Genomic DNA, 14,234 nt, shown 5'->3' with positions numbered 1-14,234 from the left:
ATATGGATTTAACCTTCCTAATAGCGGTCATTGGCAAAGTAGCACTATCGATCCATTACTGACATTCCGGCTTTGTAAACCCCCTGTGAAAAATAAAAAACCACCCCGGCTTTTTTGCATAGGCTACATTATGCGAAGTCTTTTTTATTTTGGTTATTTCTTTTATGTTTTACTGCTTTTAATCATTTGAAAATACTAATTCTGAACAACCTGCTAGAGCATTTCATCCAGCTTCTTATTTTCTTCATTTTTTGATCGCGCATCTAGAAATTGTTTTGTTGGATTCAATGGCATAAATTCCCAGTCATCCGGATGCTTTAGATTGCACAGTTTTGCAAGGCCGCATAGTCTCTCGAAGTTTTCACAAGTATTTATATCCATGTTTGCATACCAGCCGTTTGTAAGCTTATGAGAGTTTTTTTGATCGTCTGCAAGTTCTGGGGTTTCTATGAAAAGTTTTTCCTTTGATTTGGCAAAGAACATCCGTTTAACACTGTTCTCGGCAGTTATTTGTCCAGCAAAAACCTCACGAGTTTTCCGCCCTATGTCGTCGGTGAAGAGTGTTGGGGTTGTCTTCCCGAAGCACTCTACGAGCCAGATGTATGCTTCTTTTGCGGTATTGAACTCTCTTTCTCCCCCTTGAAAACACGCGATAGTTCTACTGCTTCCACCACGGCCTCGCTTAGGTTTGTTCCACTCTGGAAATTTTGAGTCAAGTACCTGCTTTATGATAGGTATATGTTCTGCGTATTCTGGTTTTTTATTACAGTTCTTGAGTCGCCTCTCTAGATCTAGTTGTGATTCGCTGCCTATTATTTTGCATAATTGTTCGGGGGTGATTGGCATTTTTCGCCTCTACATATAATTATCTGAGCTTTTAAAGTTCACCAAAAGCGCAAGGACAGGGTAAGTAGTGCTGTCCTTTTGTACCACAGATGGTAATTGTCATATTATTTATTTTGATTTAACGATCAATAGTCGACCATAAAGACTTCGTATAATGCTTTTTATGCTCAAATTCAATCAACATTTCTCCATAAAGCGGTCGGTCGTGACAGGCAGAAATTGGCCGATTTTCGCCTGTCAAGCAGCTATATTTACTGTCGATTTAACGTCTGCTTCTGGACAAATACCAGATTCTTTGGACCTTTGTAGATGCTGCCGATGAAACTGTTTGCGCCATGTAAAAAAAAGTCTTGTTGGGCATGCTGTTTATGCCCGACATTCCCATGCTTCAATATGGTGACGGATTTCGGGTTTAAGCACCCTATCGGCCTTACATCTCAAAAATATTAACCAACGTTGCTGAAATCATTTTTTGTGTTTTGGCATCTATAGTACCCAGCTTTTTAACCAGCCTGGACTTATCGACCGACCTTAATTGATCCAGCAAAACAAGCCCGGTCTTATCCTGAAACTGAAGTTCGACCCTTGAGGGCGCATGAAACCCTTTAGTAGTTATCGGTGCGATTAAAACAGTTTTTAGGCAATTCATTTCATTGGGTGAAACGATGACGCAGGGTCTGGTTTTTTTAATTTCACTGCCAATAGCCGGATCAAGTTCGATCAGATAAACGTCAAATCGTTTAACTACCATTCCCACGCCTCGCCGGTCGGAAGTTCTGCGCTATGGTCAAGATTGCTATGGGTGTTGTTAAAATCTTGCTCAATTTGAGCCGCTGTAATACTTTTGAATTGCTCTTCCCAGCCTTGTCTGCTTTTTTTGATCGGCGTGATTAATAAGCCGTTATCGACAACGTGAATTTCAAACTCCTGATCTTGAAGATTGGCTTGTTTAATAAGCGGTTGCGGTATCCTGATTCCTTGAGAATTTCCTATTTTGATTAAATGCGCCATATTTGACCTACTCTTTGTTGCTTGAGAAAATATAATTACATTGTAATTACTTTTGAAGTCGACGGTCAAATAGTTCCGTTAGCGCCGATTCCTAAGCTCCAGCCTTTATTACTAAACACAAAGCTGCCCCAGAGTCGTCCATACTGGCAGGGATGCCGGTATCCAGCGCCATGGACGGTAACTTTCGAAATTTAAGACGGTATCTGCCGGTATGACGGTGACCCGAAGACGCTTGGCGTATACCGAGGATTGCTCCAGTTTGGAAGAAGCAGTAACTTGACCTATAAATTTACCGCATGGCAAAAAAAAGCCCATCATAAAGACGGGCTTTTTTAAACGCTTAAACCGACTTAAGATCAGTTTTTGGTTTTATCAACAATCTGGTTGGCTTTGATCCAAGGCATCATGCTGCGCAGTTTTTCACCGACTACTTCAATAGGATGCTCTGCATTCAAACGACGCTTGGCGGTCATTTCAGGATAGTTGGTCATGCCTTCCATAATGAATTTCTTGGCGTATTCGCCGTTACGAATGTTTTTTAAGGCTTCGCGCATCGCCCTGCGGCTTTCTTCGTTGATGACCTTGGGGCCGGTGACATATTCGCCATACTCTGCATTGTTGGAGATTGAGTAGTTCATGTTGGCGATACCGCCTTCAAACATTAAATCAACAATCAATTTTAATTCGTGTAAGCATTCAAAGTAGGCCATTTCAGGCTCATAACCCGCTTCAACCAAGGTTTCAAAACCCATTTTTACCAGTTCAACCGCGCCGCCGCATAATACCGCTTGTTCGCCGAATAAATCGGTTTCACATTCGTCGCGGAACGTGGTTTCAATAATACCTGAGCGACCGCCGCCAATAGCAGAGGCATACGATAAACAAATCGCTTTCGCTGTGCCTGACGCATCTTGATGAATAGCGATTAAGTCAGGAACGCCGCCGCCGCGTACAAACTCGGAACGAACAGTGTGCCCTGGTGCTTTAGGGGCGATCATAATCACGTCCAAATCGGCGCGTGGCACAACTTGGTTGAATAGGATCGCAAAACCGTGTGCAAATGCTAATACTGCACCTTGTTTGATGTTCGGTTCAATTTCGTCTTTATATAGAGTAGATTGGAACTCATCAGGGGTCAGAATCATGACGATGTCCGCACCTGCAACCGCTTGTGCAACGGCTTGTACGGTTAATCCATGTGCTTCAGCCTTAGCGACTGAAGGTGATCCTGTGCGTAAACCCACGACAACTGAAACGCCGGATTCTTTTAAATTAAGGGCGTGAGCATGGCCTTGTGATCCGTAACCGATAATGGCTACTTTTTTACCTTTGATGATTGAAAGGTCGGCATCTTTGTCGTAATAAACTTGCATGGTTTTTCCTGTTTTTGGTGTGTTTAAAATTAATTTAGACGAAAGCTCAAGGAGCTTTTTTCGCCCGCTTACAAATGCAGCCCTTTTTCGCCCCTTGAAATGCCTGTAGGCCCGGAGCGAACGACTTCAATAATGGTGTCGCCATCAATAGCCGCTATAAAAGCATCCAGTTTGCTGGAGGGACCGGTCATTTCGACGACATAAGTGGTCGGCGTCACATCGATAATCTTGCCGCGAAATATTGCAGCCAAGCTTCTGACTTCCTCACGGGTGTGCTCGGTGGTTTTAACCTTAACCATCATCAGTTCCCGTTCGATATGAACGGACTCAGCCAAGTCAATCAGCTTAACCACATCAATCAGTTTATTCAGTTGTTTGGTAATTTGTTCAATAACATCCTCGCTGCCGCGAGTGACCAAGGTCATACGTGACAGACTGGGGTCTTCGGTTGGCGCGACGGTCAAGGACTCGATATTATAACCGCGCGCAGAAAACAAGCCTGCCACCCGCGATAACGCACCGGATTCATTTTCAATCAGGATAGAAATAATATGTCTCATTATGCCAACTCCCTGTCGGTCGAGGTACCAGGTGCGACGCGTAAAGTCATATCATGATGGCCTTTGCCTGATTCAATCATCGGATAAACATTTTCGGTTCGGTCAGTCAGGATGTCCAGGAATACCGTGCGGTCTTTCAGCGCAAAAGCTTCTTCTAGTGCCGGTCTGACGTCTTCGGGTTTATCGATACGCATACCGACATGACCGTAAGCCTCTGCTAGTTTGACAAATTCCGGAATAGTATCCATGTACGAATGCGAGTAACGGCTTTCGTAGGAAAATTCCTGCCATTGCCGAACCATGCCCATGTAACTGTTATTGAGATTGATAATTTTTACCGGCGTCTTGTATTGCAAAGCAGTTGACAATTCCTGAATACACATCTGAATACTGGCATCGCCAGTCACGCAGGCAACGTCGAAATCGGGAAACGCCAGTTTAACACCGATGGCCGCAGGCAAACCAAAACCCATGGTGCCCAAGCCGCCGGAGTTAATCCATCGGCGCGGTTTGTCGAACGGGTAATACTGGGCTGCCCACATTTGATGCTGACCCACATCCGAGGTGACATACGCATCGCCTTTGGTGACTTCGTATAACTGCTCGATCACATATTGCGGTTTAATTAACCGACTTTCGCGATCATATTCAAGACATTTGACAGCCCGCCATTGGTCGATTTGATTCCACCACCTTTCTAAGACTTTTTTAGAGGGTTTCTTTTTGCTTTCCCTAATTATTTCAAGCATCTGATCTAATACTTGCTTAACTTGGCCGACGATAGGAATAGCGACTTTAACGGTCTTGGAAATTGACGCCGGATCAATATCGATATGGATAATTTGGGCATACGGGCAAAACTCGTCGAGCTTGCCGGTGACGCGGTCATCAAAGCGTGCGCCGATAGCAATAATCACATCGCTCTCGTGCATCGCCATGTTGGCTTCATAGGTGCCGTGCATCCCCAGCATGCCGACGAACTGTTTGTCAGTTGCAGGGTATGCGCCCAAGCCCATCAAGGTATTGGTAACCGGAAAACCCAGCGTATGGGCAAATTCGATTAATTCTTTGCTGGCTTCACCCAGAACTACGCCGCCGCCGGAATAAATGATCGGCTTTTGTGCGGTCAATAATAAATCCACGGCTTTTTTAATCTGCCCTTTATCGCCGAAAACCGCCGGGTTATAAGAGCGGATAGAGACTTTTTTAGGGTATTTATAAGGTATTTTTATCCTGGGATCGGTTATATCTTTAGGTATATCAACGACAACGGGGCCCGGACGCCCGGTGGTCGCCACATAAAAGGCCTTCTTGATGGTTTCAGCCAGTTTGGTGACGTCTTTTACCAGAAAATTATGCTTTACGCAGGGACGGGTAATGCCGACCATGTCGACTTCCTGAAACGCATCGCTGCCGATAACCGGCGACGGCACCTGACCTGAAATAATCACCATAGGGATTGAATCCATATAAGCAGTGGCGATGCCGGTTACCGCATTGGTGGCGCCCGGCCCTGAAGTGACCAGTACCACGCCCGGTTTGCCGGTGGCCCGGGCATAGCCATCTGCCGCGTGCGTAGCGCCCTGTTCGTGGCGAACCAGAATATGCTTGACATCGTCCTGCTGGAAAATTGCATCGTACAAATGCAATACCGCCCCGCCGGGATAGCCAAAAATATATTCTACGCCTTCGTTTTTAAGACTCTGAATTACGATTTGTGCGCCGTTTAGCTCCACGCTAATACCCCCCAAATAAATTGTCGAATTAAGCCGATTAACTGCGTTTTTAAACATTCAAAACCCAAATACCCGGTTTAATTTTTAAAGACGGCAGATAATCTGCTGCTGGCAGCCGTCTTTTCAGGCGGCATAATGTGAGCATTTTACTAGGTTTTTGGTCAGATTGTACACGCCTCTGTTGTCCTTTTTCATTCTTGCCTGGCCGGTAACAACCGATTATTCGTTTTTGTTAAACGGTGTTATCGGTGGATTTGCGCAAGCCGATCTTGAGCTTGGTACGAATCGCTGCCTTGACTCAGGTCCTATGCCGAAAATTCAACCTCGTAACCGGCAAATTTGCGGATATTAATCACACCGGTATCCAGTAATAAATATTGACCTTTTATGCCATGCAGCACCCCTGATACTTCGGGGCTCTTATCAAGATTAAACGACTTAACCTTGACGGGATAACTGTCCACCGGAAAATGAATGTCCACAGGCGACGCATCGACTAATAATTCAATCGCATCTACCCCAAAACGTTGGCTAATGTCAGCCAACTCCACAGCACATACAGCCATTAATTCATCCCGTTTTACCATCAGATCAACGGGCTCGGCCTTCATTTTAAGCATTTGCTGCCAGCTGGTTTTATCGCTGACATGCTTGGCAATGGCGATTTCGACCAGCCCTGAAATATAGCGCGACTGCACTTTAAAAATCGGCATCGCCTGCACCGCACCTTGATCTATCCAGCGTGTCGGAATTTGAGTCTGCCGGGTAATGCCGACCTTAATACTGCTGGAATTAGCCAGATAAACCACATGCGGCTGCAAACAAAATGCCTCGCCCCATGAGGGTTCCCGACAGGTACCTGCTGCATAGTGACAGGTTTCCGGTTTCATAATGCACATGTCGCACTGCGCCAAGGAAATAAAACAGGGATAGCAGTAGCCCTGATTAAAACTCTTTTTAATTGACCTGTTGCAGTGTACGCAACAGATTTTACCCGTATAGCTCAGCTTAATCGGCTTACCGATCAGCGGATTTAAAGCGATCAATCGTACGCCCAACGGCAACTCATACTGAACCGGCTTTAAACTGTCTGGTTCCAGACGGGCGTGCATTTTTCTTAATGGTCCCTGCATTCAGGTGGTTCCTATAAAACTCATAACAACGGGTCGGTTAAAGATAACCGTCCGTATTCTTTACTAGCCAACGCTCGGCTTGGGATTTTAACCGCTCTTTTTTCCAGAAAGGCGCTCTCGACTTTAACGCCTCCATAATGTATCGACTCGCATCAAACGCATCGCCACGGTGCGACGTCCATACCGCTACCAGCACTATTGGCTCATTAGGCAGAATATCGCCCACCCGGTGCACCACCAGCGCATTGATAATCGGCCATTGTTGCAAGGCTTCGGCAACGATTTTTTCCAGCTGCTTTTCGGTCATGCCGGGATAATGTTCCAGCGTCATGCCCTTAACATCATCACCGTCATTGAAATCGCGCATCGTACCGATAAAAACGCTGGTTGCGCCAAACTTTCCGGCTAAATCCTTTGCCAAATGCTGATGCGCCTGAATTTCCTTCCAGGGATCAAACGCTTCTGCGCAGATTTTTATGTGCATGATCAGCCCCCGGTTACCGGCGGAAAAAAAGCCACTTCATCGCCGTCCTTAACGGCACTATTCAATTCGACATAGTCCATATTCACCGCCGCCAAACTATTATCCGGCAATGCTTTATTCGGATTAGCGTAGCGCCATACATCAGCGACGGTAGCCAAACCGGTAATCTCCAGATGGTCATTCGAGCGACCGATACTTTCTTTCAAACTGGCAAAATAACGCACCTTAATTGACATAATCATCACTCAGTTACAAAAAAATAAAGTGGGTATAAAAAGACCGATTAACGGCTTTTTTTAAAAAGCGCATAATTTCGCCTTGAACCTTGAACTCTGAACCTTTGTTATAATAACTGATGTTACGCACCCACCCTTCAAAAAGCGTATTATTTCGGGATGGAAAAAATAAAACTAGAATTATACACAGACTACCTGATCTGCAATAACGGGTTTGCGACGGCGACCGGATTGTCGGCAATGATGGAAGGGGATATAAGCCATGACCAGATGACGCGTTTTCTGGCATCGAAAGCATTTACCTCCAAAGACCTGTGGGGGCAAGTTAAAGCGACAGTACGCCAGATAGAACGGGAAGATGGTTGCTTGATATTTGACGATACCATTCAGGAGAAGGCCTGGACGGATGAGAACGAAATCATGTGCTGGCACTATGATCACTGCAAAGGGCGTTCGGTCAAAGGAATCAATTTGCTGAACGCCCTATACTATAGTGGGGAAGTTTCAATTCCCGTCGCCTTTGAAGTGGTGCGCAAGCCTTACCAGTTCAGTGATGTGAAGACCCGCAAGGTCAAGTGGGCCAGTGAGTTCACCAAAAATGAGCTGATGCGGGAGATGATAGCGACCAGTGTGGCGAATGCCATCAAGTTCCGCTATGTGTTGACAGACAGTTGGTTTGCCAGCAAGGAAAACTTTGAGTTCATCCTGAAAAAAGACAAGCACTTCATCAGCGCCCTAAAGGATAACCGCTGGGTGGCTTTAACAGAAGACGACAAGAAAGAAGGCCGTTTTGTACGGATCAGTCAGCTGGAATTGGCGGATCAGCAGGCGGTGCGCGGTTGGATGAAAGGTTTTCCTCATGAGGTGCTTTTCGTCCGCCGGGTCTTTACAAACAAAGACGGCAGCATCGGCCTATTGAATCTGGTATGCAGTGATTTAGCGTGCAATGGCGAACAAGCCGCCACGATCTACCAAAAACGGTGGAAAGTTGAGGAGTTCCACAAGTCATTAAAATCCAATGCGGGGTTGGCAAAGTCACCAACCCGTACGGTCACTACCCAGAACAACCCTGTCTTCATGTCGATCTATGCGGTGTTCAAGCTGGAATGTCTGAAGATAAAACACAAGGCCAATCATTTTGCGCTAAGAACTAAGCTGTTTATCAAAGCGAACCAGATAGCTTATGAAGAGTTGCAAAAATTACTGGCTGCGTAACATCAGATAATAAAACGTGCTTGCCTCTTTCATTAATAATTTTACAGAAAAATGACTGCATTAACTCACTTTAATCAATCCGGCGAAGCTCACATGGTTGACGTCGGCGAAAAAGCGATCACTCAGCGTACCGCCGTCACCGAAGGCTATATTGACATGCAGCCGTCTACGCTCAAATTGATCGTAGACGGCGGACACAAAAAAGGCGATGTACTGGCCATAGCTAGAATTGCCGGCATCATGGCCAGTAAAAAAACGGCGGAGCTGATTCCGCTCTGCCATCCGCTACCTCTGACGCATGTGGAAATCCAGCTGAGCGCAGAAATCGACAACAACCGGATACGCTGCCAGACCACGGTAAAAACCAACGGACAAACTGGTGTAGAAATGGAAGCACTCAATGCCACGCAGATTACCTTGCTTACCATTTACGATATGTGCAAAGCCGTAGATAGAGGCATGGTTATTCAGTCAGTCCGATTACTGGAAAAAGATGGTGGCAAATCGGGACACTGGCATTGCAATCAACAGTGATATTTGGCTGCTAGAAAGCAGAAAAATAACACTGATTCGGCTACATTTAAAACCCTTATCAACCAATATGGGCAACCAATCCAGCTAATGTGTTTGTTTATTGGATTTGATACACTAAACTTATATTGCCAACAACGTGCCGACTAATTTGGCGCTATGTATGAATAACAGCAGAGATAACTATGCCGATTATATTAAAAGAACTTGCCGATTTTTGTAGCGCGCGAATTGAAGGTGGCGACCCAACGGCAACCATCGAATCAGCGGCAGAGATTACCTCTGCACACCAGGGTCAAGTAACACAGCTGACCAACAGTCGCTATGCTCGGCACATTAAAGGCTCAACCGCTTCCGCCTGCTTTATTGCAGAGGGTTTTGGTGTTGAGAATGTACCTGAAGGCATGGCGCTGTTAGTTTGCTCAGACCCGGAACTCAGTTTCATTAAGGCTGTCGAATTACTGCATCCTGCCAGAACTTATGATCGGCAAATTGCAACGCAAGCAGTGCTTGGAGCTAATGTGACCTTGGGCAATAAGCTGTATATCGGCCCTTATGCGGTCATTGGCGAAGATTCAAACTTAGGCGATGGCAGCGAAATCCACGCAGGCGCCTATATTGGTAGCAATGTAAAGATAGGTCAAAACTGTCGGATTCATCCTTATGCCGTTATTTATGACGACGTCGTCGTGGGCAATAATGTCATTATTCATTCCGGGGCCATTATCGGTGCCGATGGCTTTGGTTATAAGTTCAGGAATAACCAGCACGTTAAGGTTCCTCAGGTCGGTAATGTGGTCATTGAGGATAATGTCGAGATTGGCGCTAACACCTGCATAGACAGGGGCGCATTGGGCAGCACATCAATTGGAGCGGGCAGCAAAATCGATAATCTGGTACAAATCGGGCACAACAACAAAATCGGCAAACACGTCATCATGTGCGGTTTAACCGGCGTTTCCGGCTCATGTAACATTGAAGATTATGCAATTCTGGCCGGCAGTTCAGGTATTGCCGATCACGTTACAATTGGTAGTGGCGCTATAGTCATGGCGCGTTCCGGCGTAGCTGGCGATGTCAAGGCGGGTATGCAGGTTTTTGGCAGTCCGGCAAAAGATAAAAAGACGGCTTACAAAGAGCAAATCGCAATCAGCAAACTGCCAGAGCTATTGAAAAGAGTAAAAATGCTGGAAGAAAAAATCCAGATATTGGAAAAAGAGGTGTAGTTAATGCCACGAACTCAGGCTAACTGACTCAATTTCGAGCTACGTTGAACTATTCAGGGGAGCGTTTTTGAAAGCGTTTGCAGGATACAAGCTCGATACTTTTGTGGCTTATACAGGATAGACTTGCGGTTGCAGACTCAGGATACTGGAGTGTTGACTGGAATGTAACAACACCCCCCGTCATTTTTTATGACGGGGGGTATTATTTTTAGTTACCTACGTTACCAGTAACGTTGCTGGTTTTTCTCTTCTCTATGTTCGAGAATGTTTCTTTTTGAAGCTCAGCAACAGCACCACTTTGCAAATGCTTAGTTTCATCTTGTTTTAGCAGTACAACTAATAGAATAACAGCAGCAATAGCAACACCAGCGATCAACCATGTGTTGTCTTTTTCTTTTTCTTCAGCCATTTTAAAATCCTCGAATGTGTATTTAATTATATTATTTTATTCCCTTTCCTCAAAGGGGTTACTCAATAAATGACTTTATTGAGTAACTTGTCGAATTAACTAATAAACGACAGGCTACTTTTTATCATGAGATACAGCATCATGTCAAAGCTATAAAAAAAAATACCGCACATATCCGCATTCATGATACCAGGAAAGTTAATTTTGATTGGGCATTAGCAATGCTTAAAATAAACTAACATATTGAAAATTAATACCAATATTTTCTTAGGGCGGACAAAGAAACTGAACAAGCAACAGATATGTTCAACAACAAAATATTGCAGCCTAGAACATGACGACTTGAAATCAAGTCATCGGGATTAAAGCGAATTATGCTCTGACCGGTTTTTTATCCAGCTTCCGTTGCAAGGTGCGCCTGTGCATGTTTAACGCCCTGGCAGCCGCCGAAATATTGCCCTCATGCTGCATCAACACTTTTTGCAGGTGTTCCCATTCCAAGCGCTTTACCGATAAGGGATTTTCACTAATCAAGACCGATGAATCGCCTTCATTTTTATGCAGAGCATTAACAATTTCATCCGCATTGGCCGGTTTGGTTAAATAATGAGTGGCACCTAGTTTTATGGCTTCAACCGCTGTAGCAATGCTGGCAAAGCCGGTTAACATCACGCAGGTGGTATTGTCATCTAATGAGATCAATTTTTTCACCAGTTCCAGCCCGGATTCATAGCCAATACGTAAATCGATCACTGCATATTCGGGTAGATAGCGCTCGGCAAATGCTATTCCGGTTTTGACATCGTTAGCGACCAGTACCTCGTAATTTCTTTTTTCTAATGCGCTTTTCAGCACCTTGCAAAAGGTCTCATCATCATCCACCAGCAATAGCCGTGGCTTATCCATTTCCTGAGTTGTCATTATTGCTCTCTGTATTCAAAAGGGGCAGGGTAATTTCCACGCACGCTCCACCCAGCTCGCTATTGTAAAGGTTGATTTTACCGCCCAAGCGATTAATAGAAGAATAGGCTAAAAATAAGCCTACACCCAAACCACGCTTTTTGCTGATAACGGGTTGCTTACCGGCAAAATTGATTAATTCCGACGACAGACCGGGGCCAAAATCCCTGATTTTAATCATAGCGCTGTCCAAATCCCATGATGCGTGAAATTCAATCCCTTTTTCCGGCGGCGATGCTTCAGCGGCATTATTCAAAATATTAATAATCGAGTGAGTCAGCGTGAGTTCGGCAACAATTTTTGCCTGCATGGCGACTTCAGGATTGATAATAAAATTTAACTTCGCAGTCGGCTTGTGAGTTCGCCATTGATTGATGACTTCATCAATATAATCAGTCAGCAACATAATTCCTCCCGATTCGGCGCGCATTTCACCGGCAGAAGCTGACATCACCGATAAGGCTGTTTTGCACCGATCAACCTGCTGTTGCATGATCAATAATTTCTCGTGTAAATCCGGAAAACGATGAACCGGATACTCTTGCTCAAGTTCATGAGTCACTATCGCGATAGTACCTAATGGCGTCCCCATATCGTGAGCAGCACTGGCTGCTAATGTACCCAGCGAGACAACACGCTCATCCCTTAACGCATTTTCTCGGGCTTCAGCCAGATTTCTCTCCTGAGCTTTCAGCGTTTTAGCCAGTTCAACCACGAAAAATGCGACCAAGCCGGCACTGAACACAAAACCAAACCACATGCCAAAAATATGAAGGTTAAAATAATGACTGTCACTCATAGCGTGAACCTGGCGGAGCAACTCATAATTTTTTGTATCGGCATACAACATTGCCGAATCGGGCATGTGCGGTTCTATCGACGGCAAAGGAATATTGTAGGCCATTAATGCTGTGTACATGGATGTGGTTAAAATCACCATATACCAGGCATAGGATTGGTGCAGCATAATGGCTGTAATAATAAGAGGTAACAGAAATACCCAGGTAATGGGATTTGATGCACCACCGGTCAGGTACAGCAATGCTGTAATAGCAAAAACATCCATAACTAACTGAGAAAAAATCTCTAATTCGGTAACCGGATCTTCTGTTTCTAAACGAATCGACGTATAAATATTCACGATAACTATCGACAATATAACCAGCCAGAGCTGCTGCTCCGGTAAGCGAATATTAAGACCATATACGGATAAAATAATCAGTATAACCTCGCTGAGTATCATCAAGTTCCTGAGGATAAACAGCCACTTCAGGTTTTGTCTGGCAGAAAATTCGGATTTAGTTGAGGCGTATGAGAGCATTTTTTATCCATTTTGTCCGTAAAACCCCTTCCTTCAGGTGGGGGATGTCAGGATGCTCTTGATCTTGCCTTTGCATCCGTGTACGATTTTTCCCGTGCTGATAATTCAGCCTGCCGGAGGGAATATCCGGTACTGTCAGTCGAGGGGATTTTAGACTCCGCATTATGCCGAGCATCGCCCCGTTGAAGCTGGAAGCGCCTTCCTTTAGGTAGGCGTAATTCACAAAAGCAGTGTGTTGTAGACGTGCATTAAAATAAGAAACCATTCAGCATTCAAGTACATGCATTATCGTTTTTTTATTATAAATTAAACCAAAAAATAGCTGCGACAATATGTCACATATTATGTTGCAATATTTATTGCTATTATTAACCTAACTTTTAAAGCTCTTGTAGAGCTCCATAGCTGGGAAGTTGCGTTATATTCATCCTAAAGATATTCCAAGGCGGTTTTTATAAAACCGCCTTTTTTTTGTCCTTCGTATCAGAAATCCACACCTAATCCCCCTAAACCGCAGTAACCCATAGGATTCTTGGCCAGATATTGCTGATGGTAATCCTCGGCATAATAAAATTCGCTTGCGGTCATAATCTCGGTGGTTATTGATTTAAAACCTGCTTGACTGAGTTGTAGCTGATAGCTTTGTTTTGACGCTAGCGCTTCCTCGAGTTGTTGCTGAGAATAGGTATAAATCCCGGATCGATATTGCGTACCGATGTCATTGCCTTGTCTCATACCTTGCGTGGGGTTGTGGGACTCCCAAAAAAGCCGAAGTAATTCACCGTATGAAACAACAGCCGGATCATAAATGACTTTGACAACTTCATTATGCCCGGTTAAACCGGTGCATAATTCCTCATACGTCGGATTAGGCGTGCAGCCGCCGATATAACCGACTGCTATGCTAAACACACTGCGACATTGCCAGAATTTTCGCTCCGCTCCCCAGAAGCAACCCATGCCAAACAGTGCCTGCTCCAGGTTTTCCGGAAATGGCGGAACTATCGGGTTGCCTGTTACAAAATGCCTGTTTGTAACCAGCATGGGCGTACTCCGTCCCGGTAAAGCCTCTTTAGAGTCGGGTAAAGTCAATTTTTTTGATGAAAAGATCATGGGCTGTGGTATTTTTATAAGACGATTTAGGCAAGGATCATTATGATCCTGATGTCATAAAATGCACTACTTTTTAACGG

At 44.8% G+C, this 14,234-nt stretch carries 16 protein-coding genes; 3 read left to right on the top strand and 13 right to left on the bottom strand.

What is annotated here, in order from left to right; genetic code table 11:
- Positions 1-213 precede the first annotated feature (213 nt).
- The 9 genes from ABXJ76_RS01750 to ABXJ76_RS01710 all read right to left on the bottom strand — a co-directional run bounded on the left by ABXJ76_RS01750 (position 214) and on the right by ABXJ76_RS01710 (position 7,379).
- Entirely contained in the window at positions 214-846 is a 633-nt protein-coding gene (locus ABXJ76_RS01750; RefSeq protein WP_432743527.1) for a hypothetical protein, read from the bottom strand.
- Between the two features lie 430 nt (positions 847-1,276).
- Positions 1,277-1,597 (bottom strand): type II toxin-antitoxin system PemK/MazF family toxin, encoded by a 321-nt coding sequence (locus ABXJ76_RS01745; protein WP_432743525.1) that lies wholly within the window; start codon positions 1,595-1,597, stop codon positions 1,277-1,279.
- Entirely contained in the window at positions 1,591-1,857 is a 267-nt protein-coding gene (locus ABXJ76_RS01740; protein WP_432743523.1) for an AbrB/MazE/SpoVT family DNA-binding domain-containing protein, read from the bottom strand. Before ABXJ76_RS01740 ends, ABXJ76_RS01745 begins: the two co-directional genes overlap by 7 nt.
- 356 nt (positions 1,858-2,213) lie before the next feature.
- Positions 2,214-3,230, bottom strand: coding sequence for a ketol-acid reductoisomerase (gene ilvC / locus ABXJ76_RS01735; RefSeq protein ID WP_432743521.1), 1,017 nt, complete (start codon positions 3,228-3,230; stop codon positions 2,214-2,216).
- A gap of 68 nt (positions 3,231-3,298) precedes the next feature.
- Positions 3,299-3,790, bottom strand: coding sequence for an acetolactate synthase small subunit (ilvN, locus tag ABXJ76_RS01730; protein WP_432743519.1), 492 nt, complete (start codon positions 3,788-3,790; stop codon positions 3,299-3,301).
- Positions 3,790-5,526 carry an acetolactate synthase 3 large subunit gene (locus ABXJ76_RS01725; protein WP_432746415.1) on the bottom strand — a complete coding sequence of 579 codons (1,737 nt, stop codon included), beginning with the start codon at positions 5,524-5,526 and terminating at the stop codon, positions 3,790-3,792. Before ABXJ76_RS01725 ends, ilvN begins: the two co-directional genes overlap by 1 nt.
- 305 nt (positions 5,527-5,831) lie before the next feature.
- A complete protein-coding gene (locus ABXJ76_RS01720) occupies positions 5,832-6,659 on the bottom strand; it encodes a DUF2797 domain-containing protein (RefSeq protein ID WP_432743517.1) in 828 nt (275 codons plus the stop codon).
- 37 nt (positions 6,660-6,696) lie between these two features.
- A complete protein-coding gene (locus tag ABXJ76_RS01715; RefSeq protein WP_432743515.1) occupies positions 6,697-7,143 on the bottom strand; it encodes a molybdenum cofactor biosynthesis protein MoaE in 447 nt (148 codons plus the stop codon).
- A 2-nt stretch (positions 7,144-7,145) separates the two neighbouring features.
- On the bottom strand, positions 7,146-7,379 hold the full coding sequence (locus ABXJ76_RS01710; protein WP_432743513.1) for a MoaD/ThiS family protein: 234 nt from the start codon (positions 7,377-7,379) through the stop codon (positions 7,146-7,148).
- Between the two features lie 159 nt (positions 7,380-7,538).
- Here ABXJ76_RS01710 and ABXJ76_RS01705 point away from each other — a divergent pair, with 159 nt between their 5' ends.
- From ABXJ76_RS01705 to lpxD, 3 genes are all read left to right on the top strand, one after another.
- Positions 7,539-8,594, top strand: a complete 1,056-nt coding sequence (locus tag ABXJ76_RS01705) for an IS701 family transposase (protein WP_432743511.1) — start codon at positions 7,539-7,541, stop codon at positions 8,592-8,594.
- Between the two features lie 51 nt (positions 8,595-8,645).
- Positions 8,646-9,128 carry a cyclic pyranopterin monophosphate synthase MoaC gene (moaC, locus tag ABXJ76_RS01700; protein WP_432743509.1) on the top strand — a complete coding sequence of 161 codons (483 nt, stop codon included), beginning with the start codon at positions 8,646-8,648 and terminating at the stop codon, positions 9,126-9,128.
- A gap of 182 nt (positions 9,129-9,310) precedes the next feature.
- A complete protein-coding gene (gene lpxD, locus ABXJ76_RS01695) occupies positions 9,311-10,351 on the top strand; it encodes a UDP-3-O-(3-hydroxymyristoyl)glucosamine N-acyltransferase (protein ID WP_432743508.1) in 1,041 nt (346 codons plus the stop codon).
- 208 nt (positions 10,352-10,559) lie between these two features.
- Here the strand turns inward: lpxD and ABXJ76_RS01690 are convergent, their stop codons facing one another.
- The 4 genes from ABXJ76_RS01690 to msrA form a co-directional block, all read right to left on the bottom strand.
- Positions 10,560-10,760, bottom strand: coding sequence for a hypothetical protein (locus ABXJ76_RS01690; protein ID WP_432743505.1), 201 nt, complete (start codon positions 10,758-10,760; stop codon positions 10,560-10,562).
- Between the two features lie 372 nt (positions 10,761-11,132).
- The gene (locus ABXJ76_RS01685; RefSeq protein ID WP_432743503.1) at positions 11,133-11,681 is read right to left on the bottom strand and encodes a response regulator transcription factor; all 549 of its coding nucleotides are present in this window, start codon (positions 11,679-11,681) and stop codon (positions 11,133-11,135) included.
- Positions 11,659-13,041, bottom strand: coding sequence for an ATP-binding protein (locus ABXJ76_RS01680; RefSeq protein WP_432743501.1), 1,383 nt, complete (start codon positions 13,039-13,041; stop codon positions 11,659-11,661). The genes ABXJ76_RS01685 and ABXJ76_RS01680 overlap by 23 nt, the downstream gene beginning before the upstream one ends.
- Before the next feature lie 483 nt (positions 13,042-13,524).
- Positions 13,525-14,154: a peptide-methionine (S)-S-oxide reductase MsrA gene (msrA, locus tag ABXJ76_RS01675; RefSeq protein WP_432743499.1), complete on the bottom strand. Its 630-nt coding sequence runs from the start codon at positions 14,152-14,154 to the stop codon at positions 13,525-13,527.
- Positions 14,155-14,234 lie beyond the last annotated feature (80 nt).

This window comes from Methylobacter arcticus (assembly GCF_050917435.1).
Lineage (GTDB): Bacteria > Pseudomonadota > Gammaproteobacteria > Methylococcales > Methylomonadaceae > Methylobacter_A > Methylobacter_A titanis.
Note: the sequence above shows the minus strand (reverse complement) of the source record. Positions and strands in the feature narration are given on the sequence as shown.